Origin of the sequence: Mesorhizobium sp. M0590 (assembly GCF_040320905.1) — a bacterium.
Taxonomy (GTDB): domain Bacteria; phylum Pseudomonadota; class Alphaproteobacteria; order Rhizobiales; family Rhizobiaceae; genus Mesorhizobium.
On record NZ_JAMYQN010000002.1, the window covers coordinates 185836 to 212026 of the forward strand.

Here is a 26191-nt window from a genome sequence, read left to right on the forward strand (position 1 = left end):
CCTGCAGCGCCGGCGGACGGAATGGAGGTTTCGTTCGGTGTTTGTCACCACTGGGAGGGAATACCGATGAAGAAAATGCTTCTGCTGGGCGCTGCGTTTGCCACGCTTGCGCTCGCCATGCCGGCGCAAGCCGAATTGAAGTTCAAGCCGGGCGAAGATCCCCGTTTCAACTGGGCGAACTACGAAGAGCTCAAGAAAGTCGACCTCAAGGGCGAGACGCTGACGATCTTCGGACCGTGGCGCGGCGAGGACGAAGGGCTTATCCGCACCGTCCTCGATTACTTCTCCGAAGCCACCGGCGCCGAGATCAAGTACTCCTCGTCGGAGAATTACGAGCAGCAGATCGTCATCGACACGCAGGCCGGCAGCCCGCCCAACATTGCCGTGCTGCCGCAGCCGGGCCTGATCCAGGATCTGGCATCGAAGGGCCTTTTGACGCCGCTCGGCGACGACACGGCCAACTGGGTCAAGGACAATTACGGCGCCGGCCAATCCTGGGTCGACCTCGGCACGTTCAAGGACAAGGACGGCAAGCCCGGCTTCTTCGCCTTTCCGTATAAGGCCGACGTGAAGTCGCTGGTCTGGTACTCGCCGGACAATTTCGAGGAAGCGGGCTACAAGGTGCCGAAGACGCAGGAAGAGCTTGCCGAGCTCGAAAAGAAGATCATCGCCGACGGCGGCACGCCATGGTGCATCGGGCTTGGTTCGGGCGGCGCCACCGGCTGGCCGGCGACCGACTGGGTCGAAGACATCATGCTGCGCACCCAGACGCCCGAGACCTACGACAAATGGGTGAAGAACGAAATTCCGTTCAACGATCCGGCAGTGGTCAACGCCATCGACATTTTCGGCAAGATCGCGACCGACGACAAGATGGTCGAGGGCGGCGCCAAGGCGGTTGCGGCGACCGATTTCCGTGACAGCCCGAAGGGCCTCTTCTCGGTGCCGCCGAAATGCTATCTGCACCACCAGGCATCGTTCATCCCGACCTTCTTCCCGCAAGGCACCAAGATCGGCGAGGATGCCGACTTCTTCTATTACCCGCCCTACGCCTCCAAGCCCGAGCTCGGCACTCCGGTGCTCGGCGCCGGCACGCTGGCCATGATCACTAAAGATAGCAAGAGTGCCCGCGCGTTCATCGAATTCCTGAAGCTGCCGCTCGCTCATGAGATCTGGATGGCACAGGGCGGCTTCGTGACGCCGTTCAAGTCGGTCAACAAGGACGCCTATGCTAGCGACGCGCTGAAGAAGCAGGGCGAGATCCTGGCCAACGCCTCGACCTTCCGCTTCGACGGGTCCGACCTGATGCCGGGCAAGATCGGCGCCGGTGCGTTCTGGACCGGCATGATCGACCTGGTCGGCGGCAAGTCCGCCCAGGACGTCGCCACTGACATCCAGAAAAGCTGGGACGCGATCAAGTAAGCGGCCGGCTTGAGTTCCCAATGTGATGTGGTCCGGGCCTCAAACGGCCCGGACCTTATCCGGTGCTTGGCGTCGCGTCGATTGTCGTGAGTACAACGCATTCCGGCATGACGCGCGCCCAGTGACCTGCTTTCCGGCTGGTCGCGCTCCAGACAACTGAATCGGCGCATGATCCCGTCGCCAAAGCCATTCTCGACTGGCGGATCCGTGCGCAGGGGGAGGGACCCATGGCGGCTCAGATTTTTTCGGCGATATTCGTCATCATCATCGGCGTGGGCGGCTGCGTCGCCTATTTCTGGGGCGCCAACAAGGCACTCGACACGATCTTTCCGGCACGCGGCGTTTCCGGCAAGGCGGCGATTAACAATCTGCGCCGGCAGGGGGTGATCCGACCCTGGCTCTTCGTCGGCCCGGCGATGATCATCCTCACCATCTACCTGATCTACCCGGTGGTGGAGACGCTGAGGCTGTCGTTCCTCGATCGCGGCGGCGCCCATTTCGTCGGCTTGGCCAACTATCAATGGGCGTTCGGCGACCGCGAGTTCCGCAACTCGATCCTCAACAACATCATCTGGCTGGCGGTGGTGCCGGCCGCCTGCACCTTCCTCGGGCTGATCATCGCCGTGCTCACCGACAAGATCTGGTGGGGCACCATCGCCAAGAGCCTGATCTTCCTGCCGCTGGCGATCTCGTTCGTCGGCGCCAGCGTCATCTGGAAATTCATCTACGAATATCGCGGCGACGGGCAGACGCAGATCGGTCTGCTCAACGCCATCATCCAGTATTTCGGCGGCCAGCCGCAGGTCTGGATCTCGCTGCCGTTCTGGAACAACTTCTTCCTGATGGTCATCCTGATCTGGATCCAGACCGGCTTTGCCATGGTCATCCTGTCGTCGGCCTTGCGCGGCATTCCGGAAGAGACGCTGGAAGCCGCCGTCATCGACGGCGCCAACCCTTTCCAGATCTTCTGGAAGATCATGGTGCCGCAGATCTGGGGCACCATCGCCGTGGTCTGGACCACCATCACCATCCTGGTGCTGAAGGTTTTCGACATCGTGCTGACCATGACCAACGGCCAGTGGAACAGCCAGGTGTTGGCCAATCTGATGTTCGACTGGATGTTCCGCGGCGGCGGCGATTTCGGCCGCGGCGCCACCATCGCCATCATCATCATGATCGCGGTCATTCCGATCATGGTCTGGAACATCCGCCAGGCGAACAAAGAGACGGAAGGGCATTGAGATGGCCGCGTCGACCGGAAAGTCCTTTGTCAGCCGTTTCGGCGTCCACATCGCCGTCTTCATCTTCGTTGCGATCTGGACGATCCCGACGCTCGGCATTCTGGTCTCGTCGCTGCGCGACAAGGATCAGATCATCGCTTCGGGCTGGTGGAACTCGTTCACCAGTTCCAGCCAGACGGAAGCCGGCCGGCTGCCGCCAGCCTCGGCGCAGGTCGAGAAGGAGGGCAAGTTCGTCCTGCAAGGCAATATCTTCGGCGACGGCCCGGCCCGCAACATCAGCGCCTTCGGCGTCAAGTCGGCCGCGCCGACGCAATATCCCGCCGGCACGACAGCCGATCTCGGCGACGGCGTCACCCTGCAGCTCAATGCCGACGGCAGTTTCGTCATGACCTCGCCGAAGGCTTTCGAAAGCGAACGCGGCCAGCGCGTCTATTACGCCTCGTCGGCGCCGCCGAAATTCACCACCGACAATTACGACACGGTGCTGTTTTCGGAAGGCATCGGCCGCTCCTTCATGAACTCGCTGACCGTCACCATTCCGGCGACCGTCATCCCGATCCTGATCGCCGCGTTCGCCGCCTACGCGCTGGCCTGGATGCGCTTTCCCGGCCGGGCGCTGCTCATCGCCGTCATCATCGGCCTCCTGGTCGTGCCGCTGCAGATGTCGCTGATCCCGCTGTTGAAGCTCTATAACGGCGTCGGCAGCTTCTTCGGCGTGCCGTCGAAGACCTATCTCGGCATCTGGCTGGCGCATACCGGCTTCGGTCTGCCTTTCGCCATCTATCTGTTGAGGAGCTATATCGCCGGCCTGCCACGCGAGATCATGGAGTCGGCGCGTATCGACGGCGCCAGCGATTTCGAGATCTTCGTCAAGATCGTGCTGCCATTATCGTTCCCGGTGCTGGCCTCGTTCGCCATCTTCCAGTTTCTCTGGGTGTGGAACGATCTGCTGGTGGCGATGGTTTTCCTTGGTACCGAGGGCGACCAGATCGTGCTGACCGCCAAGCTCAATGCGTTGCTCGGCTCGCGCGGCGGCGACTGGGAGATCCTGACGACATCGGCCTTCGTCACCATCATCGTGCCGCTGATCGTGTTCTTCTCGCTGCAGCGCTATTTCGTCCGCGGGCTGCTTGCCGGCTCGGTGAAAGGAGGTTGAGATCATGCAATCCGCTTTGAAGGCCACCCCGAAGCCAGATCTCGCTATAGATCGCGACTGGTGGCGAGGTGCCGTGATCTACCAGATCTACCCGCGCAGCTATCAGGATTCGAACGGCGACGGCATCGGCGACCTCAGGGGCATGATCGGCCGGTTGGCCTACATCGCCTCGCTCGGTGTCGACGCCATCTGGATCTCGCCATTCTTCAAATCGCCGATGAAGGATTTTGGCTACGACGTGTCGGATTATTGCGATGTCGATCCGATGTTCGGCACGCTGGCCGACTTCGACGCGCTGACCGCAGAGGCGCATCGGCTTGGCCTCAAGGTGATGATCGACGAGGTGCTCTCGCACACCGCCGACATCCATCCCTGGTTCAAGGAGAGCCGCTCGAGCCGGAGCAATCCAAAAGCCGACTGGTATGTCTGGGCGGATGCCAAGCCGGACGGCACGCCACCCAATAACTGGCTGTCGATCTTCGGCGGCTCGGCCTGGCAGTGGGACACCAGCCGCCAGCAATATTACCTGCATAATTTCCTGGCCGAGCAGCCCGACCTCAATTTCCACAGCCGCGCGGTCCAGGACGCGCTGCTCGACGTCACCCGCTTCTGGCTGGAGCGCGGCGTCGACGGCTTCCGCCTCGATACCATCAATTTCTATTTCCACAGCCAAGGCCTGGAAGACAATCCGCCGCTGCCACCCGAGCAGCGCAACGACCAGACGGCGCCGGCCGTCAACCCCTACAACTACCAGGACCATCTCTACGACAAGAGCCGGCCTGAAAACCTCGGCTTCCTCGAACGCTTCCGCGCCTTGCTCGACGAATACCCGGCGACGGCCGCGGTTGGCGAGGTCGGCGATTCGCAGCGTGGGCTGGAAGTGGTGGCGGCCTATACGGCCGGCGGCAAGCGCGTGCATATGTGTTACTCCTTCGACTTCCTGGCGCCGGAGAAGATCAGCGCGGCAAAGGTACGCTCGGTGCTGGAAACCTTCGGCAAGGTGGCCAGCGACGGCTGGTCGTGCTGGGCCTTCTCCAACCATGACGTGATGCGTCCCGCCTCTCGCTGGGCAGCCGGCGAGCCCGACCCGACCGCCTACCTCAAGGTCATCTCGGCGCTGCTGATGTCGTTGCGCGGCTCGGTCTGCATCTATCAAGGCGAGGAGCTCGGGCTCAGCGAGGCCGAGCTCAGCTTCGAGGATCTGCAGGACCCATACGGCATCCGCTTCTGGCCTGAATTCAAGGGACGCGACGGCTGCCGTACGCCGATGGTTTGGGACGGCGCCGCCCGCAATGGCGGCTTCTCGACGGCAAAGCCCTGGCTGCCGGTGCCCAGCAAGCACCTTGCGCAAGCCGTCAATGTGCAGCAAGGCGACGACGGCTCGCTGCTCGAGCACTACCGGCGCTTCCTGGCTTTCCGCCGCGCCCATCCGGCACTGGCCAAGGGTGATATCGAGTTCATCGAAAGCGAGGGCGACACCGTCGCCTTCACCCGCCGTGAAAGCAACGAGCAGATCGTCTGCGCCTTCAATCTCGGAGCAAAGCCGGCCGAAGTCGATCTTGGCGGCCGCTCATTGCAGCCCTTGCCGGGACACGGGTTTTCGGGACAGACTGGCGCCGGCACTATCCGCCTCGGCGGCTACGGCGCCTGGTTCGGGCGTATCGACTGAATTCAAGGAAGAACTGGAGGGTACACCATGGCCGATGTCACGCTAAGGCAAGTGAGGAAATCATATGGCAATCTCAACATTCTGCACGGCGTCGACCTCGACATAAAGTCGGGCGAATTCATCGTCTTCGTCGGCCCCTCGGGTTGCGGCAAGTCGACCTTGCTGCGCTGCATCGCCGGGCTGGAGGAGATCACCTCGGGCGAGCTCAAGATCGACGGCGAGATCGTCAACGACGTGCCGCCGTCAAAGCGCGGCATCGCCATGGTGTTCCAGTCCTATGCGCTTTATCCGCACATGACCGTCTACGACAACATGGCCTTCTCGATGAAGATCGGCAAGGAAAGCAAGGCCGAGATCGACAAGCGGGTGCGCCAGGCGGCCGAGATCCTGCAGCTGACCAAATATCTCGACCGTCTGCCCAAGGCGATGTCGGGCGGCCAGCGCCAGCGCGTCGCCATCGGTCGCGCCATCGTGCGCAATCCCAAGGTCTTCCTGTTCGACGAGCCGCTATCCAACCTCGACGCGGCGCTGCGTGTCGCCACCCGCATCGAGATCGCCAAGCTCAAGGAGTCGATGCCGGCCACAACGATGATCTACGTCACCCACGACCAGGTCGAGGCGATGACGCTGGCCGACCGCATCGTAGTGCTGAAGGAAGGCCATATCGAACAGGTCGGCACGCCGATGGAGCTCTACAAGCGGCCCGGCAATCTGTTCGTCGCCCAGTTCATCGGCTCGCCGGCGATGAACATCCTGCCGGCGACGATCGACAAGACCGGCAACCCGACGGTCGTCAGCCATGTCGGCGGCCGCAAGGCAACGGTGCCGATCGCAACGCCTGCGTCGGCGAAAGGTGCTGCGGTGAGCTTCGGGGTGCGGCCGGAGGATCTGATGATTGCCACCGGCGCCGACTATTTGTTCGAAGGGACGGTCGATTACGTCGAGCAGCTCGGCGAGGTCCAGCTCGTCTATGTCGACATCGGCCGCGCCGACCTGCCGCTGGTGACCAAGCTGCCGGGCAATGTCGAGGTCAAGCGCGGAGCGACGCTGCGGGTGACGGCGGACGCCGGCGACCTGCATATTTTCGACGCGGACGGGCGCTCTTTCGCGCTCCATGAAGCAGAAGCAAAGGCGGCTTGAAGCAGGCGTTCTTCCGCCATGCAAAAAACAAGAGCGGCGGGCCGGGCCCGCCGCTCTTGTCTGGAATTCCAGTTCGGCCGTTAGAGCGGTTCATCGTTTCACGGAACGCCGAACCGCTCTACCTCTTTGTTTTGACGCAATTCCGGACGGAAAACCGTTTCACACTTTTCCTGGAATTGCTCTAGTTGTTGCCGAAGAGGTTGCGGTCGGCGCCCTGAGGCGCGGACTTGGGCACATCGCCAGACGAATTCAGCAGCTTGTAGACCGGCGAGTTGCTGTCACGCACCGAATACGTCTGCGTCTTGTCGACGTTGACGGTCGACTGCTTGTTGATGTCGGTCCCGCCAACATTGTCGTTGCGGGCATAAGCGCTGCCGGCGGCAATCAAGAGAGCGGCGGCAGTAAGAACAATCTTTTTCATTTGGATACTCCTGGATTTTCGAATCAAACGGCGGGCATGCCGCCGCCTTGATGGTGGGATCGGCTGTTAGTTGTTGCCGAAGAGGTTACGGTCGGCGCCCTGGACAACCGGCTGCTTTTCAGCCTGGTCCGACGTCTTGACGGAAGCCGTGTAGGAGCTGTCGACCGAGACAGCAGGCTGGTTGGCTCCGTTGGAACCAAAGTTGTCGCTGCCCGCGAAGGCGCTGCCGGTGATGGCCAAAACGGCGGCGGCAGCAAGAACGATCTTTTTCATCTTAATACTCCTGAATTTTTCAGATCCCCGGACGGCGGATATGCCCGCCGCCCTGATGCTGGGATCGGCTGTTATTTGTTGCCGAAGAGGTTACGGTCGGCGCCCTGGACAGGCTGCTGGTCAGCATGAGCCGGCTTCTGAATGGAAGCCGTATACGAGCTGTCGACCGAAGCGGCAGGCTGGTTCGCACCCTTGGAACCAAAGTTGTCGCTGCCAGCGAAGGCGCTGCCGGTGATGGCCAAAACGGCGACGGCGGCAAGAGCGATCTTTTTCATTTTAGTACTCCAGTATCTCAGTTTTTCCGTCCGTCCAGCGGCGTGTCTTGGGAGGAATTCGCGTCGTTCGGACAGCCCCGATGTGGGAAAGGCGATGGCCAGTTTCCAATCACGAAGTTGTTTGGTGTGGACCAAGAATCTACACCTTGAAATTGTGCCAGAGATTCCCTCCGCCACAATTTTATTGCTAAATATCACGTAGATAGCCCATAGTATCGGTCTGGCTGCAAGGTGACTTGGGAGGCAGCGTTCACAGCGTCCTGCACGCATTGTCAACAGAAACGAACCGTTCGGTTCGATTTTTTAAACCGATAAAAGTCGCAGCCGAGGTTCTTTGTCGAATCGTTAACCATTTCGGCCAAACGTGGCGTCGCCGTTCTGCCTGTTTTCGGCCTGTTTATGCCGGGCAGCGAAGGCAGCAACCGGGCAAGCAGAACCGGGTCAGACCCCGTAGCGTTCGGTGCGGATGAGTGCCGCAGGCACACCGGCATCGATCAGTGCCTCGGCGGCGGCCGTCACGAATGCGTTCGAGCCGCAGACAAAGGCGAGCTTCGGCGGCGCGGGCAGCCTCGTCATGGCTTGCACCATCATCGCGGCGTCGACCCGCCGCGCATGATCTGCCGGACGGCGGGCCGGCTCGCGCGTCAGCGTCAGCACCAGGTCGAAGCCATCCCGGCGCTCGGCGAGGTCGATCAACTCGTCGCGAAAGATCACCTCGTCCCAGACCCGCGCCGAAAACACCAAGGCGGCGGCGACCAGCGATCCCCGCATCGCCCGGTGACGGACCATCGACATCAGCGGCACCACGCCCGACCCGCCGCCGACGAGCAGGAGCGGTCCGCCATCGCCGTCGGACCAGACGAAATGGCCGCCGAGCGGCCCGCGCAACTCGACCTCGTCGCCCACCGCCGCGATGTCGTGAAAGAATGGCGAGACCTCGCCGTCCTCGAGTTTTTCAATCGCCAGCTCGATGGTCTCGCCGGTCTCCGGCGCCGAGGCGATGGAGTAGGAGCGGCGCGCCTGATAGCCGTCAGGTGCCGTCAGCCTGACGTCGACATGCTGTCCGGCCCGGTAGGCGAAGGGCCGCGAGGGCTGCAGGAAAAAGCTGGTGACGCGCCGCGTGCGCTTTTGGATGCGGGTGATGGTGACCGTCTGCCAGGGCGACTGCGCCGTCGGTGCGTCGCTCATGGATCGTTCGTGTAGCGCTGCTCGCGCCACGGATCGCCATAGATATGATAGCCTCGCAACTCCCAGAAACCCGGCTCGTCACGCTCTGTGAACTGCAGCCCGTTCAGCCATTTGGCCGATTTCCAGAAATAGAGATGCGGAACGAGCAGCCGGGCCGGGCCGCCATGATCGGGGGTGATCGGCTTGCCCTCGTAAAGCAGTGCCACCATCGCCTTGCCGCCGGTGAGATCCTTCGTTGGCACATTGGTGGAATAGCCGTCGAAACCCAGCGCCAGCGTGAAGGCGGTGGGCGGCTCGATGCCGGCGTCGGCAAGGATGTCGTCGACCAGCACGCCCTGCCACGCGGTGTCGAACTTGGTCCATGCGGTGACGCAATGGATGTCGCGCGTCATCTTGGTCAAGGGCAGCGCGTTGAACTCGGCCCAGTTCCACTTCTTGATCGGCCGCGGCCCGTGCTTAAGCGTAAACGACCAATCCTCGGTGCGGACATGCGGCGTCGGGCCGGCCGACAGGACCGGGAAACCTTGCTCGAGATATTGCCCCGGCGGGATACGTGCATCCGTATCCGTCGGCGGCTTTCGTCCGGAAGAGAAGCCTCGGGTAACCATCGAGAATATCCGTTTGCGCAAGGTCCAATCGACCTTTGTCAGTTTTCTCGAAGACGCGTGCGCGGGCAACCGAAATCTTGGCTCCGGCCTGGCGGCAATGCTCTACATCGATCTTGGCAGCGCGGCGCCCGCTTCAGCCACTGGCGAAGGGGACGGCGACGAACATCTGGGCGTCGCCACGCTCGACAAGCAGCAGCACCGATTTCTTGCCAGATTTGGCAGCCTGCACAATCGCCTGGTTAGCCTGCCTGGCGTTCCTCACCGGATGCTGGTCGACGGCGACGATGATGTCGCCGGGCTGGATGCCGGAAGCCGATGCCGCCTTGTTCGGGTCGACGCGCTCGACCAGCGCGCCGTGCTGGTTGCCTGCCAGGTTCATTGCCTGGCGCACATCCGGGGTGACGTCCATCAGGCCGAGACCGAGCGCCGGTGCGCGAAGGCCCTGCTCCGTCGACGGCTGACGCCGATCGCCGGTCACCGATCCCGTTGCCATGTCGTCTTCGTTGCGCCCGACCTCGACGGAGATCTGCAGGCTTTGCCCCTGGCGCCAGACATTGAGGGTTTCCCTCGTGCCGGGCGCAACGTCGGCGACGGTGCGCGACAGATCCCTTGGATCCTTTATGTCGCGGCCGGCGAAACTGGTAATGACGTCGCCGGTCTCGATGCCGGCTTTGGCGGCCGGCGATCCGTCGCTGACCTGCGCGACCAGCACGCCGGCTGCGTGATCGAGGCCGATGGCGCTCGCCATGTCAGGCGTCACCGGCTGGATCTGGACGCCGAGATAACCGTACTGGATGGAGCCGCCCTTCATCAGCTTGGCGACGACCTTTTGCGCCTGGTCCGAGGGGATGGCGAAGCCGACGCCGACGCTGCCGCCATTCGGCGAAAAGATCGCCGTGTTGATGCCGACGACATTGCCGTTCACATCCGTTAGCGGGCCGCCGGAATTGCCCCGGTTGATCGGTGCGTCGATCTGGATGAAGTCGTCAAACGGCCCGCTATGCAGGTCGCGGCCGCGCGCCGAGACGATGCCGGCCGTGACCGTAGTGCCAAGGCCGAAAGGATTGCCGAACGCGAGCACCTGGTCGCCCGGCATGAGCTTGTCGGAATCGCCCCATTTGATGATCGGCAAGGGCTTGCCGGCTTTGACCATGAGCACGGCAAGATCGTTCTTGGCGTCATGACCGATCAATTTGGCGGGAAGCTCGGTGCCGTCGTCGAGCGTCACCTTGATCGACTGGGCGCCGTCGACGACGTGATTGTTGGTGACGATGGTGCCGTCGGCGCCGACGATGAAGCCTGAGCCGAGGGCCTCGGTGCGCGGCGCCTGTTCCGGCGGTGTCTTGGGGGCGGGCTGTCCCTGGTCATCGAAGAAATGGCGGAAATAGTCGTCGAAAGGCGAGGTTCCGCCAAAGGGAGAGGCGTCGCTCATGGTGTCCGGCTGTTGTACTTTCATGACCGTCGCGATGGTCACCACTGCCGGTTTGTCGGCCGCCACGACCGGAGCGAACGAACCGCTGGGCGCCGTCATTCCGGTGACAGGTGGGGTCACTGTTGCCGCCAGGACATCATTCAGCCTGGGAGCGAGGGGCAGGGCGAAGGGGCTGACGATCAGCGCGGCGCCCAGCAGAGCGGCGACGCGATGTCTGCGAAGGGTCTGGATTGGTGACATGGCCGTTGTCCGGGCGAGAGATTGATCGGGCGCCGCAGCGTTCCGTCACCGGAATGCTCTATCGGCGTGTCGGCCTTGCCTGTCTCGCCTGGCACGGCGGCCGACCGGATCGACAGCCCCGCATCTAGGGCGCCGATCGTGGTTTCCAGATAATATTACGAAGATTTAATTTCCGGCTGGCAGCCGCCTTGCCGGGCTGGCGCCGAAACCCGAAAACAAAAACCCGCCTTGCTGCGGGTCGTTGGGGCGAATCAGCACCATACCCAGATTACTAGCATAGCTGCCGGCACAAAGCAAGAACAAAATAGCTGCGCAAGACAAATCGCTTCAGATTTGCGCCGCCTCAGCCGAGGCCTCCTATTCGCCTTTCCGGTCGGTCCGGCTGAGATAGGTGGTGGCGATCTCGCGCATCCGCCTGCCGTCGAAGCTCGGTCCATGGCCGCCATGGCCGATCCGGATCGGCAGCTCGAGCAGGCGCTGCATCGTGCGGCGATAGGCGGCACGATCCGAATCCGGCAGGTCGTCGATCAGCATGGCGTCGTAGATGGCGTCGCCGGCGAAGAACAGGCCGTCAGCCTCGTCGAACAGCGCGATCGAATCCGGAGAGTGGCCGGGCAGATGCAGGACGCGGAATTGGCGGTCGCCGAGGTCGATCCTATCGCCCTCGTCCAGGGTCCGGGCCAGAGGCGCCGGCTGAATCCTGTAATCGGCCGCCTTCCAGCCCTTTGCCGGCAGCCTGGAGACGGCGCCTTCCAGATCATGGAACATGTAGGCGTAGGTCACCGCTTCATCCATGCTGTCGAACTGTGCGGCGCTGTGGCGCGGCCCTGCCCGCAACGGAAACTCGTGCAGCGAGCCGACATGATCGAGATGGATATGCGTGGCGACGACGAGCAGCGGCTTGCCGGACGGCGTGTCGATCTGCGGCGCCAGCGGGCAGATCCCCATGCCGGTGTCGACCAGCAGGTCGACATCGCGGCCGCGCAGATGCCAGATGTTGGCGCGCACGAATTCGTGCACGAAGGGCTCGGTCAGCATCGTCGTCTTGGCGTCGACGATGGTTTTGCTGAACCAGCTGTCCATCAGATCAAGGCCGGCATCAGACGAACGGCTTGCCGACCTTGTACTTTTGCGGGACCAGCCGCTTCAGATAGGCCATCCCCGCATCGGACAGCCGGTTGACATCCGGCAGCATGAAATCATCCGGCATATGGCGCGTCTTGCCGGCGACGTTCTTCAGCGGCACCTTCTTCAGCACGGTTTTCTTGCCGTCATATTGCAGCGCCACCGAACCGCCCCCCTCGTCGGCCACCGTGACCGCGAAGGCACCGGCATCGAAGGCCTCCTGCGCGTCCACCGCGCTGATGGCGCCGACATAGCCGCGCGGCATATAGCCGAGCGCATCGACGCGCGCCCGCTTGCCCGGCAATCCTTCGGCGAGCGCGCGCTCCAAGGCTGCCGGCAGGTCGCTGCCCGACAGCTTGACGTTGCCGTGCTGGTCGCGCTCCAGCCTTTCCGGCGGCACCAGGCTTTCGACCAGCGCTTTGCCGTCGGCGGTGCTGACGCCTTCGGAGACGGCAACGATGCAGCGCTTGTGGCGGTCGAGCGTTGCACGAACGTCGTCGATGAAGCCCGCCGCGGAGAACGGCCGCTCCGGCACGTAGACGAGATGCGGGCCGCTGTCCTGATCGAGCTGCCAGGCCGCGGACGCGGCCGTCAGGAAACCGGCATGCCGCCCCATGACGATGCCGACATAGATGCCCGGCAGAGCGCGGAAATCGAGATCGACCGAAAGGAATGCTCCAGCGACGAACTCGGCCGCCGACATGAAGCCGGGCGTGTGATCGTTCTCCTCGAGATCGTTGTCGATGGTTTTCGGCGCGTGGACGAAGGCGATCTTGCCGCCGGCGGCGTCGGTGAGGATCTGCTGCGTGCCCGAGGTGTCGTTGCCGCCGATATAGATGAAGGCATCGGCGCCGGCGTTCTTCAAGCCGTTGAGGATGAGGTCGCAATAGGCGGCATCCGGCTTGTCGCGCGTCGAACCAAGCGCGGCGCTCGGTGTCGCCGCGATCAGCCGCAGGCGGTCCTCGGGGATGGCGGAAAGATCGACGTAATTGCCGTCACGAATTCCGCGCACGCCGTGGATGGAACCAAGCACCTTGGCGCCGGGATGCCGCTTGCGGATTTCGAGCGTGGCGCCCACCACGGTCTGGTTGATGACGGCGGTCGGGCCGCCGCCTTGCGCGATGACAAAAGTTCCGGCCATTGTTCACGTCTCCCGGGCGGTGAAAATCGCAGGCACATTCGCCTGTCTTGCGGCATCGCGCAACGGCAGAGGCAGTGGGTCAGTTTGAAATCGGGCCACTCTTCGCCTGCAGCGCGATAGGATCCGTTTCGATGAGCCGAAGTGACCTGACCATACTCGCCGTCTGCGCCTTGTATTTGAGAAAGTGCGACGTGGTCAGGTGGGCCTCATAGGCCGCCTGATCGGCGTAGCATTCGATCACGCGCACCTTTTCAGGCGTGCCTTTTACTGCCACCGCATGAAGGAAAAGCACGCCCGGCTCGACGCGTACAGAAGCCTCAATCTCTTCGGCAAGCAGGGCCCTGTAGCTGCCGATCTGCTTAGGATCGATTTCCAGTTCGGCTATCCTGACAATCGGCATCAATTGCTTTCTTGCTTCTTGCAGGGACCACGCATGGTCGGCTTCTCCGCTTCGCTCGCCTCGATCAGTGCAACGATGTCGCGATCTCCCAAAACTTGTCAGTCACACGAGTGGACATGGCTGGGCAAGGCGAAGCGTCGCATGAATTCGCACAAAATGTAGTACATGGGTGTGCAGCGCTAGCCGGCAGAGTAATCGCTCGAGCCTTGGCCGCCGGTCAGACGACGACGACCGGATTCTTCTTGGAGACGCGGCTGTAGAGGTCGATGATGTCCTGGTTGATCAGGCGCACGCAGCCCGACGACATCGCCTGGCCGATGCTCCACCATTCGGGCGAGCCGTGGATGCGATAGCCGGTGTCGCTGCCGTTCTGATAGATGTAGAGGGCACGCGCGCCGAGCGGATTGTCGAGGCCGCCCGGCTGTCCGCTTTGCCATTTCACCAGTTCCGGCCTGCGGGCGATCATCTCGGGCGGCGGGGTCCAGACCGGCCATTCCTTGCCGTACTGGATGTTGGCGCGGCCGGACCAGCGGAACCCGTCCTTGCCGATGCCGACGCCGTAACGGATCGCATCGCCGCCGGGCTGCACCAGATAGAGCAGCCGTTCCTGCGAGTGAACGACGATGGTGCCGGGTTGCTCGCCGGTCGGATCGACGACGATCTGGCGGCGGAACTCCGGCTTGACCTTGAGATAGGGCACTTCCGGCACATTGAAGCCACCGTCGGTGAGCGAAGCGTACATCACGTCGGGGCTGGTGATGTTCTTGTCGACGCTGATACTCGGACGGATGGGCCGGATCGAGCCGGTGGTGACGTCGTCGAGCTGGAGCGACGGCAGATCCAGCGTCTGGCTGCAGCCGGCGATGCCGAGCAGCGCCAGCGCACCGGCGCCGGACAGCACCGTGCGACGGGAAAGCTGTATTTCGGTTTCGATTGCGTCGCCATTGTGCGGCAGCGACAGACCGTGCGGCAACTCACGCATTTACCCAAACCCTACGCTATCGGCGGGAAACACGGTCCGGCCGGATAGCAGGCATTTTCACCAATCATGGTTGAAAAAGCGTGAAGGCCGGCCGCCTGGCATTAACGAGAGGCTTTTTCGATTTTGCCTCTTTACATCTTCGCGAGGCCAAGGATTTATCCTCTTCTTTGAGCTCAAGGAGAAGAAAATGTCCTTCGAAAACTGGGCCGCTTTTGCCGCCGCCTCGGCAGTCCTTCTGGTCATTCCAGGTCCGACCATCCTGCTGGTGGTGTCCTATGCGCTCGGCCAGGGCTGGCGCATCGCGCTGCCGATGGCAGTCGGCGTGGCGCTCGGCGACTTCACCGCGATGACATTGTCGATGCTGGGCATCGGCGCGCTGCTGGCGGCGTCGGCCACCGTGTTTACCGTGCTGAAGGTGATCGGCGCCGGCTATCTGATCTATCTCGGCATCAAGCTGTTTCGCGCCGGCGGCGCGCTCCGGGCCGAACCGCGCACCGATGCGGTGTCATCGGCGAAAATGACGGCGCACGCCTGGCTGGTTACCGCGCTCAATCCGAAAAGCATCACCTTTTTCGTCGCCTTCCTGCCGCAGTTCCTCGACCGGCATGCGGATTTCTGGACACAGATGCTGATCTTCGAGACGACCTTCCTGGCGCTCGCCTTCGCCAATGCCTTCGGTTATGCGCTGATCGCGGCAAGGGCGCGCAACGTGGTGCGCAATCCAAAGGCGATCCGCATCTTCAACCGCACCGGCGGCACGCTGCTGGTCAGCGCCGGGATCGCGACAGTGGCGATGCGCTCGGGCAACTGAGGACAGACCATGGCGGTGAGCGATGCATTCGGCCTGACACTGTCTGGCGCGACGGAGGCCGGGCTCTCGTCCTACAGCCGGGCTGTTCGCGAATTGCAGTGCTTCATCGGCGATCCGGTCGGTTCCATTGACCGGGCAATCGCCGAAGATCCCGGCTTCGTCATGGCGCATGTGTTCAAGGGTTATCTCTTTGGCCTTGCCACAGAGCGCGAAGCGACGGCGGTGGCCAAGGCATGTCACGAGGCGGCGTTGCCGCTTGCCGCGACGACACGCGAGCAGGCGCATGTCGCCGCCCTTGGCCACCTTGCGGAGGGACGCTGGCACGAGGCCGCCCGCGTGCTGGAGGATATCGCCATCGAGTTTCCGCTCGATGCGCTGGCGCTGCAGACCGGCCACCAGATCGACTTCTTCACCGGCAATGCGCGCATGCTGCGCGACCGCATCGGTCGCGCGCTGCCGTCCTGGCACAGCGACATGCCGGGCTATCACGCCATACTCGGCATGCAGGCCTTTGGCCTGGAGGAAATGGGCGATTACGCGCGCGCCGAAAAACTTGGCCGCACGGCGGTCGATATCGAGCCGCGCGACGGCTGGGCCCAGCATGCGGTGGCCCATGTCATGGAGATGCAGAGCCGGCAGAAGGACGGCATTCTGTGGATGCGCGCCAATCCCGAAGCGTGGACGCGGGAAAGCTTCCTGCAGGTGCATAATTGGTGGCATCTGGCGCTGTTCCATTATGATCTCGGCGAGACCGACGAGGTGCTGGCGCTCTACGACGGGCCGATCTATGGCGAGCGCTCGACGCTGGCGCTCAACATGGTCGATGCCTCGGCGATCCTGTGGCGGCTGCATCTCGGCGGCGTCGATGTCGGCGAGCGCTGGACGGCACTCGCCGCCAACTGGTTGCCCAAGGCGAGCGCCGGCCATTATGCCTTCAATGACGCCCACGCGATGATGGCGTTTGTCGGCGCCGGCCTCGAAGCGCCGGCCCGCGGCTTGCTCGAGGCGCAGCGCGAGGCGATGCGCGGCAAGGACGACAACGCTGCTTTCACCAGGGATGTCGGCCATCCCCTGACGCTCGCCATCAAGGCGTTCGGCGAGGGCAATTATGCCGGGACGATCCGCTTGATCCGGCCGATCCGGGCAATCGCCCATCGCTTCGGCGGCAGCCACGCCCAACGCGACGTCATCGACCTGACGCTGATCGAAGCGGCATTGCGTTCCGGTGATGGCGCGCTGGCGAGGGCGCTTGCGGCGGAACGCGCGCTGGCACGGCCGGACAGCCCGTTGTCGGCACTGTTTTCACGGCGTGCAACCGCTCTCGCGGCGAATTGACCAAGGCCACATCTTGCCTTAAAAACTGCCCCGGCCAGATTTTTTCGAGCGTCGAAAAAATCTTCGCGTGTTGACCGGGGTGCGTTTCCGGCGGCACGATTGCCGGGATATCTTCGCCGCCCGTGTCACAGGACTGGGCAGGGAAGCAAGAAAGACCGTCGCCGCCAGGCATGACGGACATGGGAGGAAACATGTATCTCGGCCTCGATCTCGGCACGTCGGGCGTCAAGGCGCTGCTGATCGATGCAAGGCAGAGCATCGTCGGTTCCGGCCATGCACCGCTCGACGTGTCGCGCCCGCATCCCGGCTGGTCCGAGCAGAACCCGGCCGACTGGATCCGCGCCTGCGAAGCGGCGGTCGGCGAGCTGCGGTCAATGCATGCGAAGGAACTCGCGGCGGTCAAAGGCATCGGCCTTTCCGGCCATATGCATGGCGCCACTCTGCTCGATGCCGCCGATCAGGTGCTGCGCCCCTGCATCCTATGGAACGATACACGCAGCCACGCCGAGGCGGCCGCGCTCGACGCCGACCCGCGCTTTCGCAAGCTAACCGGCAACATCGTCTTTCCCGGTTTCACCGCGCCAAAGCTGGCCTGGGTCAAGAACAACGAACCGGCTGTTTTCGCCAAGGTGGCAAAGGTCCTGCTGCCGAAGGACTTTTTGCGGCTCTGGCTCGCCGGCGAGCATATTTCGGAAATGTCGGATTCGGCTGGCACGTCGTGGCTCGATGTCGGCAAACGAGCCTGGTCCGCCGAACTGCTCGCCGCCACATCGCTCGACGAAAGCCAGATGCCGTCGCTGGTCGAAGGCACGGCCAAGGCCGGTGCCTTGCGCGCCGAACTGGCCGCGAAATGGGGCATGCAGGCGGGCATCCCGATCGCCGGCGGTGCCGGCGACAATGCGGCTTCGGCCTGCGGCATGGGCACGGTCGGCGCCGGGCAGGCGTTCGTCTCGCTCGGCACGTCCGGCGTGCTTTTCGCCGCCAACGCGTCGTATCTGCCCAACCCGGAAAGCGCCGTGCACACATTCTGCCACGCACTGCCCGGCACCTGGCACCAGATGGGCGTCATCCTGTCGGCAACCGATTCGCTCAACTGGCTGTCGGGGATCGCTGGAAAAAGCGCCGGCGAGTTGACCGCCGAACTCGGCGATGCGCTGCAGGCGCCGGCCGGTGTCTCCTTCCTGCCGTACCTGTCAGGCGAGCGGACGCCTCACAATGATTCCGTCATTCGGGGCGCGTTTACCGGGCTTGCCCACGAATCCGGCCGCGCGGCGCTGACCCAGGCCGTGCTCGAAGGCGTCGCTTTCGCTTTCCGCGACAGCCTCGAAGCTCTGGCCAAAGCCGGCACGACGCTGACCCGGGTGACGGCGATCGGCGGCGGCTCGCGCTCGCGCTATTGGCTGAAGGCCATCGCCACAGCGCTTGGCCTGCCAGTCGATATTCCAGCCGACGGCGATTTCGGCGCTGCCTTTGGCGCGGCCCGACTTGGCCTGATCGCGGCGACCGGTGCCGATCCGCGCGCCGTCTGCGCGGCGCCGGCGACCGACGCCACGGTGGAACCGGTCGCCGCACTAAGCGATGTCTATGCGGATGCCTATCAGCGCTACCGGGCGCTTTATCCGGCGATCAGGGCTGTAACCGCGTGAGCCGGCGCTTACCCCCGTCTGGCCTGCCCTCTTTGCCACCACTTGGCATCTCTCCCTCAAGGGTGGAGATCAGCAGCATCGACGGCTATGCCAGTCTTGCAAGATCGGTGATTGGCGAAGGCGGAAAGGCCAGCCAATCTCCCCCCTTGAGGGGGAGATGCCCGGCAGGGCAGAGGGGGGTGCTTGGCCCCCGCTTTGCCGAGATTTCCTCACTGTGCCGGCACCTTGTCGAGAAAGCCGGTGACGCTTTTCAGCCGGCCATTTTCGATGACGCCGATATCGGTGCCTTCGATGACGGATTCGGTGCCGTCCGGCCCGAGGTTCCAGGAGAAACGGATGGTATCGGCGAAGCCGTCCGGCTTGCCTTTCAGCGAGAACCTGAAGCCGGCAAAGCGCTGCTGCACGCCGTCGATCAGCGCCGCGATGCCGTCATGGCCGTCGCCCCGCATGATCGGATCGCGATAGCCGACGTCCTCGGTGAAGGTCGCCTCGAGCAAGGCTTTTCTGCGCGCGGCGTCGCTCTCGTTCCAGGCGGCGATGTAGTTTTCGGCAATGGTGTTGAGATCGGTCATGGTCTGTCTCCTTCGTTGGGTGGCTTTGACATGAGCCTTTTCGACCAGCGTCAGCGCGAAACCAATTACGCCTGAGGTAATCAGGCCGAACCATGCGAGAGGAAAAGAACATGAGCAGCGGTTTTTTCGGCGACATCCAACAGATCAAATACGAGGGACCGGATTCGACCAATCCGCTGGCCTACCGGTTCTACAATCCCGACGAGATCGTCGCCGGCAAGCGGCTGGAAGACCATCTGCGCTTTGCCGTCGCTTATTGGCATTCCTTTGCCTGGCCGGGCGGCGATCCGTTCGGCGGTCAGACGTTCGACCGGCCATGGTTCCCCAAGGCCGGCGGTACCGACACCATGGAGCTGGCCAAACTCAAGGCCGACGTCGCCTTCGAGATGTTTTCGCTGCTGGGTGCGCCTTATTTCTGCTTCCACGATGCTGACGTGCGGCCGGAGGGCCGGGACTTTTCCGAAAGTGCGGCGCGGCTCGACGAGATCGCCGATTACTTCTCGGGAAAGATGAAGCAGACCGGCGTCAAGCTGCTGTGGGGCACGGCCAACCTGTTCTCCAACCGCCGCTTCATGTCGGGCGCCGCCACCAATCCCGATCCGGACGTCTTTGCCTATTCGGCGGCGACGGTGAAACACTGCATCGACGTCACCAAGCGTCTGAACGGCGAGAACTACGTGCTGTGGGGCGGCCGCGAGGGCTATGAGACGCTGCTCAACACCGACCTTGCCCGCGAGCAGGAACAGGCCGGCCGTTTCCTCAATCTGGTCGTCGATTACAAGCACAGGATCGGCTTCGAAGGCACCATCCTGATCGAGCCGAAGCCGCAGGAGCCAACCAAGCACCAGTATGATTACGACGTCGCCACCGTCTATGGCTTCCTCAAGCGTTTCGGACTGGAGAACGAGGTCAAGCTCAACATCGAGCAGGGCCACGCCATCCTGGCCGGCCATTCGTTCGAGCATGAACTGGCGCTGGCCAACGCGCTCGGCATTTTCGGTTCGATCGACATGAACCGCAACGACTACCAGTCGGGCTGGGACACCGACCAGTTCCCCAATAATGTGCCGGAGATGGCTCTGGCCTACTACCAGGTGCTGCAGGCCGGCGGCTTTAAGACCGGCGGCACCAATTTCGACGCCAAGCTCAGGCGCCAGTCGCTCGATCCGCAGGATCTGCTGATCGGCCATATCGGGGGCATGGATTGTTGCGCCCGCGGCCTCAAGGCAGCGGCACGCATGGTCGAGGACAAGGCGCTGTCCGCCCCGCTCGCCGAGCGCTATGCCGGCTGGGATTCGACCGAGGCCAAGGCGATGCTTGCCGGCAAGCGTACGCTCGAGGAGGTCGCTGAGCGCGTCGTCAAGGAGAAGATCGAGCCGCAGCCCAGATCCGGCCGCCAAGAGCTACTCGAGAACATCGTCAACCGGTACGTCTGAGGCGTACCCGGTTCGCGGCCGCATTGTTCGAACGGCCGCGGATAAAGGCGGCTTTCCGCGGGGCTGAAACCAACAAGGTTTGCCCCGTGCGAAACTTCGCCCTGCTTGCTGACCGGGCCTGGCATTTGCCTTAGCCGTGATCGAAGCCTCTCAGGTAGGCGCAGAACATGTCGGCCATGGCGTCGGCGTAGGCTTCAATCTCCGCGGGGGTTCGGGGCAACTCCGAGAACTGCTTCCCCACCGTGCTGAGCGTCGTCATGACCAGATCGCCGGCCAATTCGCGAGTCGCTTGCGCGGCGTTGGGCAACGCTTCCTGCATGAAGAGCTGGATGGTGCGGTCTCCGGACGCCCTTGCCGTCTGCGCCTCGGGCGCGTCGCGGTAAAGCGGTGCGGCGTCGTCGAGCGCCACACGCACAGCAGCCTCGTCACACTCCGAGCGGAGGAAGGCGTGGACCAGGTCGCGCAGCCGGTCAAGCGGCGGTTTCCTGATATCCTCGAGGATATCGCGCAGCAAACTGGTCGTCTGCCGCCATTCGTCGCTCTGGAGCCGGAACAGGATCGCCGCCTTGTTCGGAAAATACTGATACAGCGATCCGACACTGACGCCGGCCTTCTCGGCCACCCGCGCCGTGGTGAAGCGCTGCGCGCCTTCTTTCGCCAAAACCTGAACAGCAGCCTGCAAAATCGCAGCGACGAGCTCCGTCGAGCGGGCCTGCCTCGGCTGTTTTCGCGAGGAAATCCGCGGACTTCGGTGATCGCTCATTGAGAGCCGCGCCAATGCGATTAGTGAATGCGAATGATTAGTCGTATTTTGAGTGCCGCACAAGAACGCATTCAATTCCGACTGGAGACCGATATGACCACACTGACGACAACGCCGCTCGCGCCCCTGCTGGACCGCCTGTTCGAGGAAGCCGCTGCCGCAACGAGCCCCGCGGTGGCGGAACTCTCCGCCGAGGAGCGGAGCCGCCTCATTCGAAGCAAGACCGAATACCTCGATTTCTATGGGCGGCTAAAGGACCTCTGGCTTCCCGTCTCGCGAGAGACCGGCATGCTGCTCTACATGCTGGCACGAGGCAGCGGCGCAAGGACGATCGTTGAATTTGGAACCTCGTTCGGCATCTCGACCCTGCACCTTGCCGCAGCCTTGCGGGACAATGGCGGCGGCCGCCTGATCACCAGCGAGTTCGAGCCATCCAAGGTCGCGCGCGCGAGGAGTAACCTGACAGCAGGCGGTCTCATTGACATGGTGGAAATCCGCGAAGGAGACGCGCTGCAAACATTAAGCGTCGATCTTCCCGAAAGCGTCGACCTGCTTCTGCTCGACGGCGCCAAAGCGCTCTATCCCGAGATCTTGAGTCTGGTTGAAAGCCGCCTCAGGCCGGGCGCCTTCGTCGTTGCCGACAACGCAGATCTTTGCCCCGAATACCTCGAGCGGGTGCGCTCGACCGGGAGTGGCTACATGTCCACGCCGTTCGGCGAGGATGTTGAACTGTCGATGCGGCTTGGCTGAAGCACTGCCTGACCTGCCGGAACGATCGTGCCCAAGATGGGCGGCGGCGGACAAAACTTTGCCCGGCATCGCCCATCAATCGCCTCGCTCTTGCCTTCAAACAGCCGTCACGAACCTCCTATAGTGTGGTTCGTGGCGGGATTCAGAAAGAAGGAGGCGAAACGATATGCAGCACGAACGCGAAATCGACGCCCTGCTCTCATCTGGCGAGGCTGGATCGATCATCGACCGGCTGATGGCGCTGCCGCACCCGAAACAAGGTGCGCTGAGTGCAAACGAATGGGATCGCGCGGTCGCCAGCCGCTTCGAGACCCATCTTGCGAGACAGATGCGCTCGCAGATCGACGGCAGCAGCGACCGCCAGGACGCTGCCTGATCTACCTTTGTCTATGCATGTCGTTATCCCAAAACCGCTCCGCACCCTCGGGTCAAGCCCGTGGCCAAGCTTTTGGGCGACATGCATTATCCCCGACGCAGCCTGACCGGCGCTTCGCCGAACGCTCTTGAAAACGCTCTGGAAAATGCCGCGGCGGACGAAAACCCCGTTCGCCCGGCAATGTCCGCCATGGCGATGCGCGTGTCGACCACCAGCCGGCGCGCGGCGCCGAGGCGCAGCCTGAGGTAATAAGCGCCGGGCGTTTCGCCGATCGACTTGCGAAAGATGCTTTCCAGCGTCCGTGCCGTCACCCCGGCGCGCTTTGCCACGGCGGCGATAGTCAGCGGCTGGTCGACATGCGCTTCCATCAGCCGAATGGCTTGCGCCAGCCTGGGATCGTAGCCGTCGAGACGGCCGAGCGAGACCAGCGGTTGCGCGTCCGTCGCGGCGCGCGCCTGATCGTAGATGAAGACGCTCGCGACATCTAGCGCCACGGCCATGCCGAGCCGCGTGCGAATCAGATGCAGCATCAGGTCGAAGGTCGGCGAGGCGCCGCCGGTGGTGAACACGGGGCCATCGATGACGTAGCGGTCGGGGCGCACGTCGACGCCGGGAAAGGCCGACGAGAAATCCTCCATGTCCTCCCAGTGGGTGGTGGCGCTGCGCCCCTCCAGCAGACCCGCGCGGGCAACCAGCCAGGTGCCGGCCTCGACGCCGCCGCAGGCGCGTGCCGCGCGCGCCGCCCGGCGCAGTCCGGACAGCAGGGCCGATGTGGCGTAGTTCTGCGTGCCGAAGCCGGCGACGACGACCAGCATATCGGTTGTGTCAGCCGCATCGAAGCGGCCGCTGACCGCCACCGGCAGGCCGCATGTGGTGACCGGCGCTTCGCCTGTCACCGAGACCAGCCTGAAATCGAACAGCGTCTCACCGGCAATGCGGTTGGCGGCGCGCAACGGATCGACGGCCGACGCGACGCACATGATCGACGAGCCGGAGAACACCAGCAGCGTCACCTTGAGCGGCAAACGCTCGGCACGAAAGATCGTCGGTTTTTCGTTTTTGATCACATGACCTTCGTAAAACGCAAAACAGTTTCCGGCAAGTCAGGCATTCTTGCCCTACGTTCTATTGGGAGAGAGTCCGATGCCGTTAGCGATGAACCGTGAGGTTTTCATTACCTGTGCCGTGACCGGGTCCGGCGGTTCGCAGGATCGCAGCCCGCATGTGCCGCGCTCGCCCAGAGAGATCGCCGATTCGGCCATCGAGGCGGCAAAGGCGGGTGCGGCAATCGTGCACTGCCACGTGCGCGATCCCGAAACCGGCAAGCCTAGGCGCGACGTGCATCTCTATCGCGAAGTAACCGAGCGCATCCGCGCGGCAGACGTCGACGTGGTGCTGAACCTGACCGCCGGCATGGGCGGTGACATGGTATTCGGCCCGCCGGAGAAGCCGCTGCCGCTGAACGAAAAAGGCACGGACATGGGCGGCGCGAGCAACCGCATGGAACATGTGCGCCAGTGCCTGCCGGAAATCTGCACGCTCGATTGCGGCACCATGAATTTCGCCGAGGCCGATTATGTCATGACCAATACGCCCGGCATGCTGCGTGCCATGGGCGGCATGATGACGGCGCTCGGCGTCAAGCCGGAGATCGAGGCCTTCGACACCGGGCATCTGTGGTTCGCCAAGCAATTGGTCGAGGAAGAAGTGCTGAAGCCGGACGCGCTGGTGCAATTGTGCATGGGCGTGCCGTGGGGCGCGCCGGACGACCTCAACACCTTCATGGCCATGGTCAACAATGTACCGTCGACCTGGAACTGGTCGGCCTTTGCCATTGGCCGCAACCAGATGGCCTATGTCGCGGCCGCGGTGCTGGCTGGCGGCAATGTCCGCGTCGGACTGGAGGATAATCTCTGGCTCGACAAGGGCGTGCTGGCGACCAATGCGCAGCTGGTCGAGCGGGCGGTCAGCATCGTGTCGAATATGGGCGCCAGGGTCATCGGCCCGGAAGAAGTCCGCAAGAAGCTGAACCTGACGAAGCGCGCACCGCTTTGAAAAGCCGGTAGCCGGTTGGGAGGAGCCGCCGATGAAGACCGTGAAATTCACCGCCATGAAGGACGGCGACCGCGAGGACTATGCCTTCCTCACCGAGCACGAGATCGACTATGCGGCAAAGACCGGCGAGCGGCTGCTCGACGCGCTCGTCCAGCTTGATGCGGGCCTCTCGGGCTACAAGATCACCCGGCTCGGCCATTCACTGCAAGCGGCAACACGGGCCTGGCGCGACGGCGCCGACACCGACTGGATTGCCTGCGCCTTGCTGCACGATATCGGCGACATCTACGCGCCCTATAACCACGACGAGTATGCGGCGTCGATCCTGAAGCCTTTTGTGCGCGAGCAATGCACCTGGGTGGTGGAGAAGCACGGCGATTTCCAGCGCCTCTATTACGCCCACCACCTCGGCGGCAATCCACACGCCCGCGACCGTTTCGCCGGGCACATCTACTTCGACGATTGCGATGAGTTTTGCGAACGCTGGGATCAGTCGAGCTTCGACCCGGATTACGAGACATTGCCGATCGATTTCTTCCGGCCCTTCGTGCTCGAAGTGTTCGCGCGCAAGGCCTATGACGCATCCGTGATCCGTGCCGGCGAGCGCGTCGCCCTCACCGACCCGGCAACAGCCAGGACAAGAACCGGAGCTTCCGCATGAGCATCATCAACAAGGCGGCCGCCATCGGCGGCGGCGTCATCGGCGCCGGCTGGGTGGCGCGGCTGCTGCTCAACGGCATCGAAGTGTCGATCTTCGATCCCGATCCCGAGGCGTCACGCAAGGTCGGCGAGGTGATGAAGGGCGCACGCCGCGCCTACAAGCAGATGCTGCCCGGCGGCCTGCCGAAAGAGGGCAAGCTTACCTTCGCCAAGACGATCGCCGAGGCGGTGGCCGACGCCGACTTCATCCAGGAAAGCGTGCCGGAGCGGCTCGACCTGAAGCACCGCGTGCTGGCCGAGATCGACCTTTATGCACCGGCCAACGCCATTATCGGCTCCTCCACCTCCGGCATCAAACCGACCGACATGCAGGTGGCGATGAAGAAGCACCCGGAGCGGCTGGTCGTCGGCCATCCGTTCAACCCCGTCTATCTGCTGCCGCTGGTCGAAATCGTCGGCGGCGAACAGACCTTTCCCGAGGCGATCGAAGTCGCCAAGGAGATGTATGCCTCGATCGGCATGAAGCCGGTGGTGATCCGCAAGGAGATCGAAGGGTTCGTCGGCGACCGGCTGCTCGAAGCGGCCTGGCGCGAGGCGCTGTGGCTGGTCAAGGACGGCATCTGCACGGTCGAGGAGCTCGACGACATCATGCGCTACGGCTTCGGCCTGCGCTGGGCGCAGATGGGCATGTTCCAGGTCTATCGCGTCGCCGGCGGCGAGGCTGGCATGCGCCACTTCATGGCGCAGTTCGGCCCGTGCCTGAAATGGCCGTGGACCAAGCTGATGGACGTGCCGGAGTTCAACGATGAGCTGGTCGAGCTGATCGCGACCCAGTCGGACGATCAGGCGCACGGTCTGTCGATCCGCGAGCTCGAAAAGATCCGCGACGACAATCTGGTCGCCATCATGGAGGCACTGTCGAAGCAGAACAAAGGCAAAGGCTGGGGCGCCGGCGCCCTGCACAAGGACTACACCAGGCAGCTGGCCAAGCTCGCGGCCAAGAAGCCCACCACCTCCAAGGCGGCCGAAAAGGCCAAGGCTGAAAAGCCGAAGAAAAGGAAGAAAGGCTGAGAC

General features: G+C 63.2%; 28 protein-coding genes. 15 read left to right on the top strand and 13 right to left on the bottom strand.

Features of this window, described 5'->3' with window-relative positions:
• Positions 1 to 66: 66 nt before the first annotated feature.
• The 6 genes from NKI52_RS04575 (at position 67) to NKI52_RS04600 (ending at position 6813) form a co-directional block, all read left to right on the top strand.
• Positions 67 to 1422, top strand: a complete 1356-nt coding sequence (locus NKI52_RS04575; RefSeq protein ID WP_352452249.1) for an ABC transporter substrate-binding protein — start codon at positions 67 to 69, stop codon at positions 1420 to 1422.
• 227 nt (positions 1423 to 1649) lie between these two features.
• Positions 1650 to 2663: a carbohydrate ABC transporter permease gene (locus tag NKI52_RS04580; RefSeq protein ID WP_023680221.1), complete on the top strand. Its 1014-nt coding sequence runs from the start codon at positions 1650 to 1652 to the stop codon at positions 2661 to 2663.
• A gap of 1 nt (position 2664) precedes the next feature.
• On the top strand, positions 2665 to 3819 hold the full coding sequence (locus NKI52_RS04585; protein WP_023680222.1) for a carbohydrate ABC transporter permease: 1155 nt from the start codon (positions 2665 to 2667) through the stop codon (positions 3817 to 3819).
• Positions 3820 to 3823: 4 nt separating this feature from the next.
• A complete protein-coding gene (gene bglA / locus NKI52_RS04590; RefSeq protein ID WP_352697178.1) occupies positions 3824 to 5488 on the top strand; it encodes a beta-galactosidase BglA in 1665 nt (554 codons plus the stop codon).
• A gap of 27 nt (positions 5489 to 5515) precedes the next feature.
• A complete protein-coding gene (locus NKI52_RS04595; RefSeq protein ID WP_352697180.1) occupies positions 5516 to 6628 on the top strand; it encodes an ABC transporter ATP-binding protein in 1113 nt (370 codons plus the stop codon).
• Positions 6625 to 6813 carry a hypothetical protein gene (locus NKI52_RS04600; protein ID WP_352697182.1) on the top strand — a complete coding sequence of 63 codons (189 nt, stop codon included), beginning with the start codon at positions 6625 to 6627 and terminating at the stop codon, positions 6811 to 6813. Before NKI52_RS04595 ends, NKI52_RS04600 begins: the two co-directional genes overlap by 4 nt.
• Here the strand turns inward: NKI52_RS04600 and NKI52_RS04605 are convergent.
• The 10 genes from NKI52_RS04605 to NKI52_RS04650 all read right to left on the bottom strand — a co-directional run bounded on the left by NKI52_RS04605 (position 6810) and on the right by NKI52_RS04650 (position 14713).
• On the bottom strand, positions 6810 to 7049 hold the full coding sequence (locus tag NKI52_RS04605; protein WP_352590877.1) for a DUF680 domain-containing protein: 240 nt from the start codon (positions 7047 to 7049) through the stop codon (positions 6810 to 6812). The genes NKI52_RS04600 and NKI52_RS04605 overlap by 4 nt on opposite strands.
• A gap of 66 nt (positions 7050 to 7115) precedes the next feature.
• Positions 7116 to 7322 (bottom strand): DUF680 domain-containing protein, encoded by a 207-nt coding sequence (locus NKI52_RS04610; protein ID WP_023680226.1) that lies wholly within the window; start codon positions 7320 to 7322, stop codon positions 7116 to 7118.
• Between the two features lie 71 nt (positions 7323 to 7393).
• Positions 7394 to 7597, bottom strand: a complete 204-nt coding sequence (locus tag NKI52_RS04615; protein ID WP_352697184.1) for a DUF680 domain-containing protein — start codon at positions 7595 to 7597, stop codon at positions 7394 to 7396.
• Between the two features lie 441 nt (positions 7598 to 8038).
• Positions 8039 to 8785, bottom strand: coding sequence for an FAD-binding oxidoreductase (locus NKI52_RS04620; RefSeq protein ID WP_352697186.1), 747 nt, complete (start codon positions 8783 to 8785; stop codon positions 8039 to 8041).
• Positions 8782 to 9393 (bottom strand): molybdopterin-dependent oxidoreductase, encoded by a 612-nt coding sequence (locus NKI52_RS04625; RefSeq protein ID WP_023680229.1) that lies wholly within the window; start codon positions 9391 to 9393, stop codon positions 8782 to 8784. The genes NKI52_RS04620 and NKI52_RS04625 overlap by 4 nt, the downstream gene beginning before the upstream one ends.
• Positions 9394 to 9526: 133 nt before the next feature.
• Positions 9527 to 11065, bottom strand: coding sequence for a DegQ family serine endoprotease (locus tag NKI52_RS04630; RefSeq protein ID WP_352576266.1), 1539 nt, complete (start codon positions 11063 to 11065; stop codon positions 9527 to 9529).
• Positions 11066 to 11422: 357 nt separating this feature from the next.
• A complete protein-coding gene (locus tag NKI52_RS04635) occupies positions 11423 to 12148 on the bottom strand; it encodes an MBL fold metallo-hydrolase (protein WP_352590860.1) in 726 nt (241 codons plus the stop codon).
• A gap of 16 nt (positions 12149 to 12164) precedes the next feature.
• On the bottom strand, positions 12165 to 13331 hold the full coding sequence (locus NKI52_RS04640; RefSeq protein WP_023680232.1) for a diphosphate--fructose-6-phosphate 1-phosphotransferase: 1167 nt from the start codon (positions 13329 to 13331) through the stop codon (positions 12165 to 12167).
• A 79-nt stretch (positions 13332 to 13410) separates the two neighbouring features.
• Entirely contained in the window at positions 13411 to 13731 is a 321-nt protein-coding gene (locus tag NKI52_RS04645) for a putative quinol monooxygenase (protein ID WP_023680233.1), read from the bottom strand.
• Between the two features lie 217 nt (positions 13732 to 13948).
• Positions 13949 to 14713, bottom strand: a complete 765-nt coding sequence (locus NKI52_RS04650; RefSeq protein ID WP_352619396.1) for a L,D-transpeptidase — start codon at positions 14711 to 14713, stop codon at positions 13949 to 13951.
• A 187-nt stretch (positions 14714 to 14900) separates the two neighbouring features.
• Between NKI52_RS04650 and NKI52_RS04655 the strand changes: the two genes are divergently transcribed.
• The 3 genes from NKI52_RS04655 (at position 14901) to xylB (ending at position 18505) form a co-directional block, all read left to right on the top strand.
• A complete protein-coding gene (locus NKI52_RS04655; RefSeq protein ID WP_352697189.1) occupies positions 14901 to 15524 on the top strand; it encodes a LysE family translocator in 624 nt (207 codons plus the stop codon).
• 9 nt (positions 15525 to 15533) lie between these two features.
• Entirely contained in the window at positions 15534 to 16859 is a 1326-nt protein-coding gene (locus NKI52_RS04660; protein ID WP_352697191.1) for a tetratricopeptide repeat protein, read from the top strand.
• 191 nt (positions 16860 to 17050) lie between these two features.
• The gene (gene xylB, locus NKI52_RS04665; RefSeq protein WP_352697431.1) at positions 17051 to 18505 is read left to right on the top strand and encodes a xylulokinase; all 1455 of its coding nucleotides are present in this window, start codon (positions 17051 to 17053) and stop codon (positions 18503 to 18505) included.
• 209 nt (positions 18506 to 18714) lie between these two features.
• Here xylB and NKI52_RS04670 read toward each other — a convergent pair whose 3' ends face one another.
• Entirely contained in the window at positions 18715 to 19077 is a 363-nt protein-coding gene (locus NKI52_RS04670; RefSeq protein WP_352451610.1) for a nuclear transport factor 2 family protein, read from the bottom strand.
• 110 nt (positions 19078 to 19187) lie between these two features.
• Here NKI52_RS04670 and xylA point away from each other — a divergent pair, with 110 nt between their 5' ends.
• Positions 19188 to 20513 carry a xylose isomerase gene (xylA, locus tag NKI52_RS04675; RefSeq protein WP_352568437.1) on the top strand — a complete coding sequence of 442 codons (1326 nt, stop codon included), beginning with the start codon at positions 19188 to 19190 and terminating at the stop codon, positions 20511 to 20513.
• 130 nt (positions 20514 to 20643) lie between these two features.
• On the opposite strand, the gene NKI52_RS04680 is transcribed toward xylA, so the two are convergent.
• Entirely contained in the window at positions 20644 to 21276 is a 633-nt protein-coding gene (locus tag NKI52_RS04680) for a TetR/AcrR family transcriptional regulator (RefSeq protein WP_352697192.1), read from the bottom strand.
• A gap of 93 nt (positions 21277 to 21369) precedes the next feature.
• Between NKI52_RS04680 and NKI52_RS04685 the strand changes: the two genes are divergently transcribed.
• Together NKI52_RS04685 and NKI52_RS04690 are read left to right on the top strand one after the other, a co-directional pair.
• Complete coding sequence (locus NKI52_RS04685; RefSeq protein ID WP_352576282.1) at positions 21370 to 22026, top strand: O-methyltransferase; 657 nt, start codon at positions 21370 to 21372, stop codon at positions 22024 to 22026.
• A gap of 166 nt (positions 22027 to 22192) precedes the next feature.
• On the top strand, positions 22193 to 22402 hold the full coding sequence (locus NKI52_RS04690) for a hypothetical protein (RefSeq protein ID WP_023680243.1): 210 nt from the start codon (positions 22193 to 22195) through the stop codon (positions 22400 to 22402).
• 86 nt (positions 22403 to 22488) lie between these two features.
• Here NKI52_RS04690 and NKI52_RS04695 read toward each other — a convergent pair whose 3' ends face one another.
• Positions 22489 to 23469 carry a GlxA family transcriptional regulator gene (locus tag NKI52_RS04695; protein WP_352697195.1) on the bottom strand — a complete coding sequence of 327 codons (981 nt, stop codon included), beginning with the start codon at positions 23467 to 23469 and terminating at the stop codon, positions 22489 to 22491.
• 76 nt (positions 23470 to 23545) lie between these two features.
• Between NKI52_RS04695 and bcoG the strand changes: the two genes are divergently transcribed.
• Genes bcoG through NKI52_RS04710 form a run of 3 tightly spaced genes read left to right on the top strand, consistent with a single transcriptional unit; the run spans position 23546 to position 26188 of the window.
• Positions 23546 to 24457 carry a 3-dehydrocarnitine:acetyl-CoA trimethylamine transferase BcoG gene (gene bcoG / locus NKI52_RS04700; protein ID WP_352697197.1) on the top strand — a complete coding sequence of 304 codons (912 nt, stop codon included), beginning with the start codon at positions 23546 to 23548 and terminating at the stop codon, positions 24455 to 24457.
• Between the two features lie 31 nt (positions 24458 to 24488).
• Positions 24489 to 25118: an HD domain-containing protein gene (locus NKI52_RS04705; protein ID WP_352697199.1), complete on the top strand. Its 630-nt coding sequence runs from the start codon at positions 24489 to 24491 to the stop codon at positions 25116 to 25118.
• Positions 25115 to 26188: a 3-hydroxyacyl-CoA dehydrogenase NAD-binding domain-containing protein gene (locus NKI52_RS04710; protein ID WP_352697201.1), complete on the top strand. Its 1074-nt coding sequence runs from the start codon at positions 25115 to 25117 to the stop codon at positions 26186 to 26188. Before NKI52_RS04705 ends, NKI52_RS04710 begins: the two co-directional genes overlap by 4 nt.
• The last annotated feature ends 3 nt before the right edge of the window (positions 26189 to 26191 follow it).